The organism is Ideonella sp. P3_A4, from assembly GCF_056403075.1.
Map to the genome: position 1 here is coordinate 1 of NZ_JBFUGE010000792.1, position 2,440 is coordinate 2,440.

General features: G+C 65.9%; 3 protein-coding genes. All 3 read left to right on the plus strand.

Annotated features, from left to right (window positions below; translation table 11 throughout):
- Nucleotides 1-80: 80 nt before the first annotated feature.
- The 3 genes from tnpA to tnpC are packed head-to-tail and all read left to right on the plus strand — an operon-like array spanning nt 81 to nt 2,399.
- Nucleotides 81-431, plus strand: coding sequence for an IS66-like element accessory protein TnpA (tnpA, locus tag AC1DYI_RS32775; protein WP_477208290.1), 351 nt, complete (start codon nt 81-83; stop codon nt 429-431).
- A complete protein-coding gene (gene tnpB / locus AC1DYI_RS32780; protein ID WP_477208291.1) occupies nt 428-760 on the plus strand; it encodes an IS66 family insertion sequence element accessory protein TnpB in 333 nt (110 codons plus the stop codon). The genes tnpA and tnpB overlap by 4 nt, the downstream gene beginning before the upstream one ends.
- A gap of 31 nt (nt 761-791) precedes the next feature.
- On the plus strand, nt 792-2,399 hold the full coding sequence (gene tnpC, locus AC1DYI_RS32785; RefSeq protein ID WP_477208292.1) for an IS66 family transposase: 1,608 nt from the start codon (nt 792-794) through the stop codon (nt 2,397-2,399).
- The last annotated feature ends 41 nt before the right edge of the window (nt 2,400-2,440 follow it).

The window sequence follows — 2,440 nt, forward strand, 5'->3', positions numbered from 1 at the left end:
GTAAGCGTCCGGCGAACCCGTCTTGAATGAGGGGGTCGCAGCGATAACGATCGTGTCCACGTACGAGATAAGTGGACACGATGACAAGCGAGAAGACAGCGACTCGGAAGCGCTACAGCAGGGAGCTCAAGGCGCAGATCAGGGCCGAGTGCGATGCGCCGGGCGCGTCGGTGGCCAAGGTGGCGATGTCGCATGGCATCAATGCCAACATCGTGCACGGCTGGCGCAAACAGGCCCGCGAAGGCGCCGGCACAGCGGTCGGCAAGGCGGCGGAGTTCGTGCCCGTGGCGATTGCGCCACTGGCCATGCCAGCTGCCGTGGAGCGCAGCGTCGAGATCGAACTGCGCCGCGGTGCGGTGTCCATGAAGATCACCTGGCCGGCGTCTGCTGCGGCGGACTTGGCGGCCTGGACGCGCGAGCTGCTGCGGTGATCCGCGTGGATGCGGTGTGGTTGGCCGTCGAGCCGCTGGACCTGCGTGCCGGCACCGAAGCGGCGCTGACGCGCGTGGTCAATGTCTTCGGCGCCGCCCGACCGCATCACGCCTACCTGTTCGCCAACCGCCGAGCCAATCGCATGAAGGTGCTCGTGCATGACGGCATCGGCGTGTGGCTGGCAGCCAGGCGGCTGAACAGCGGCAGGTTCGTCTGGCCGAAGGATGCGTGTGCTACCTTGACGCTGACGCGAGCGCAGTTCGATGCCCTGGTGCTGGGCCTGCCGTGGCAACGTGTTGGCGAGGCCGGGATCATCACCGTGCTGTAGCGCCATTGCTGGATTTGCCGATGTGCCTGTAATGCGTCATTGGGCACGATCACAACCTGTGATCGCCGACGCGCACATCGACACGCTGGATCCGGAGCAACTGCGCCAGGCGTTGCGCGCGGCGCAGTCCGAAGTGGCGCACAAGGACGAGCTCATCGCTCAGCGTGATCGCTTGGCAGCCTTCAAGCAGGCCGTCATCGACAAGCTCACGCATGAGAACGCGATGCTCAAGCGGCTGAAGTTCGCCGCGAAGAGCGAGGCGTACACGGCCGAGCAGAAGAGCTTGCTCGAAGAGACGCTGGACATGGATCTGGCGGCCGTGGCCGCGGAGATCGAAGCCCTCGAGCCCAGCAGAAAACCCCAGGACAAGCAGCAGCCCAAGCGCGAGAAGCTACCGGCGCACCTGCCGCGACGCGAGATTCGCCACGAGCCCGAGAGCACCACCTGCGGCTGCGGCCAGGCGATGCAGCGCATTGGCGAGGACGTGGCCGAGAAGCTGGACTACCAGCCCGGTGTGTTCACCGTCGAACGCCATGTGCGCGGCAAATGGGTTTGCAGCTGCTGCGAGAAACTGGTGCAGGCGCCAGTAGCCCCGCACGTCATCGACAAGGGGTTGCCCACGACGGGATTGCTGGCCCAGGTGCTGGTAGCCAAGTACCTGGATCACCTGCCGCTGTACCGGCAGGAACACATCTTCGAGCGCGCGGGGCTGGCCTTGGCCCGCTCGACGCTGGCGCAGTGGGTGGGCGAGTGCGGTGTGCAGCTGCAACCGCTGGTGGATGCACTCGCGGCCGAGATGCTGCGCCACAACGTGCTGCACGCGGACGAGACGCCGGTGGCGATGCTCAAGCCGGGCAACGGCAAGACGCACCGGGCGTACCTGTGGAGCTACTGCACGACGCAGTTCAACCCGATCAGGGCCGTCGTCTTCGACTTCGCCGACAGCCGCGGCGGTCAGCATGTGCGCGGCTTCCTGGGCCTGCCAGGCAACGAGCAACGCCCGGGTTGGAAGGGCAAGCTCGTCACCGACGACTTCAGTGGCTACAAGGCCTGCTTCGAGCTCGGCGTGACCGAGGTCGGCTGCATGGCACACGCGCGGCGCAAGTTCCACGAGCTGTGGGCCAATCACCAAAGCCAGATCGGCGAGCAGGCGCTGAAGTTCTTCATACAGCTGTATGAAGTCGAGCGCGATGCCAGCGACGCCTTGCCTGAACGGCGCAAACAACTGCGGCAGCAGCGATCACGGCCGGTGGCCGATGCGCTACACCAGTGGTTGGTGCAGCAGCGGCAGAAGGTGCCCGACGGATCGGCAACGGCCAAGGCGATCGACTACAACCTGAACCGGTGGGCAGCGCTGACGCGCTACATCGACGACAGCGATCTGCCCATCGACAACAACTGGGTCGAAAACCAGATCCGGCCCATCGCCATTGGACGCAACAACTGGCTGTTCGCGGGGAGCCTGCGTGCGGGCAAGCGGGCCGCCGCGATCATGAGCCTGGTGCACTCGGCGCGGCTCAATGGGCACGAGCCCTACGCGTACCTGCGCGACGTGCTTGAGCGGCTGCCCACGCAGCCCGCCAGCCGCATCGTGGAGCTGCTGCCGCATCGCTGGCAGCCGTTGGGCGCCACAGCCTGAACTGCCTGCTCGTCTCCAAGACGGGATTGCCGGACGCTTAC

What these genes read in the sequence shown, in the direction of transcription:
- tnpA (WP_477208290.1), top strand. Translation starts at nt 81, where the DNA reads ATGACAAGCGAGAAGACAGCGACTCGGAAGCGCTACAGCAGGGAGCTC.
- tnpC (WP_477208292.1), top strand. Translation starts at nt 792, where the DNA reads ATGCGTCATTGGGCACGATCACAACCTGTGATCGCCGACGCGCACATC.